This window comes from Kitasatospora sp. NPDC057542 (assembly GCF_042801945.1).
Lineage (GTDB): Bacteria > Actinomycetota > Actinomycetes > Streptomycetales > Streptomycetaceae > Kitasatospora.
This window is the reverse complement of the sequence record NZ_JBHVFE010000843.1, coordinates 1-1362: the sequence shown is the minus strand read 5'-3', so window position 1 is coordinate 1362 and position 1362 is coordinate 1. Positions and strand designations below refer to the sequence as shown.

Sequence of the window (1362 nt, the reverse complement as noted above, 5' to 3'; positions counted from 1 at the left end):
GACTCCGGCCGGGGCCGGCGCGCCGCCCGCCCCCTGTCCGCTGCCGCAGAAGGCCTGCTCCAGGAAGCCGGCCTCCGCCTGCATCTGCGCGGTGAACTGCGCCTCGTCGCCGCGCGGGGTGACGGACAACGACACCTGCCGGTCGCCCGAGCTCCACAGCTGGGTGCTGTACCCGGGCACCGAGCCGTTGTGCCCGTAGACCGGACCGCAGGAGAGCTGCCGGCTGGCCAGCCCGAGCCCGTAACCCAGCGCGGTCGGCACGCCCCCGGCCTCGATCGGGACGGTCGCGGCCATCTCCTTCAGCAGCGCCGGCGGCAGCAGCCGGCCGCCCAGCAGGGCCTTGTCGAAGCGGTTCAGGTCGCCCAGGGTGGAGATCAGCTCGCCGGCCGAGTTCGCCCAGGTGAGGCTCGCCACCGTCACGTCCCGGTCGCTGCTGTCCTCCGGACCGGGGCCCTCGGGCAGCGTCCAGTAGCCGTGTGCGTGCGGGCCCCGGATATCGGTGGCCGCGCCCGGGAAGTACGTGCCGGCGAGGCCGAGCGGACGCAGGATGCGCGCGGTGACCTCCTGGGCGTAGCCGTGCCCGGTCACCTTCTCGATGATCATGCCGAGCAGGGTGTAGTTGACGTTGGAGTAGCCGAACCCGGTGCCCGGCGGGAAGTTGGGCGCGTGCGCCACCGAGGAGGCCACCACCTGGGCCGGGGTGATGTGCCGGGTCAGGCCGCCCTGGTCCAGCCAGTTCCGGATGGCCGCCGAGTCCGTCCAGTCGGGGAAGACCCCGCCCTTCTCGTTGGTGGAGTCCCAGAGTCCGGAGCTGTGGTTGAGCAGCTGGCGGACGGTGATGCGGTCGCCGTTCGGGACCAGCCCGGGCAGGTGCCGCGCGACCGGGTCGTCCAGGCCGATCCGCCCCTCCCCGACCAGCTGGAGCACCGTGGTGGCGATGAACACCTTGGTGACGCTGCCGACCCGGAAGCGTCCGTCCGTGCGGAGCGGTGCGCCGGTGGCCAGGTCGGAGACGCCGGACGCGCCGCGCCAGACCCCCTTCCCGTCCCTGACCTCCGCGATCGCCCCGGCCGCGCCGGCATCGGTCAGCGCCCGCAGGGCCGCCGCCCGCGGATCGCCGGGGCCCGGTCGCCCGTCGGCGGCCTCGGCCGCACCCGCCGAGACCACCGGCCCGGCCAGTGCCAGACAGACCGCCCCCACCAACGCGGAAACAAACGTACGACGTGCCATGCGACCCCACCTTCGCCGTCGGCGAGCAGCTCCCCGCCGTGAGGTCCTGGTACGTGCCGGTCTGCCGGGCGTAGACCGTCAGCAGCTGCCAGGGGTCGGCGCCGAGCAGCAGGGCGGGGACGTCGAGCACCA

1 protein-coding gene is annotated in these 1362 nt (G+C 74.2%); it reads right to left on the bottom strand.

Annotated elements, in window-relative coordinates; all coding sequences use genetic code 11:
• Positions 1-1230 (bottom strand): serine hydrolase domain-containing protein (locus tag ACFU7Y_RS43990; RefSeq protein WP_380772080.1); only part of this gene is annotated, 1230 nt, incomplete at its 3' end.
• Between the last annotated feature and the right edge of the window lie 132 nt (positions 1231-1362).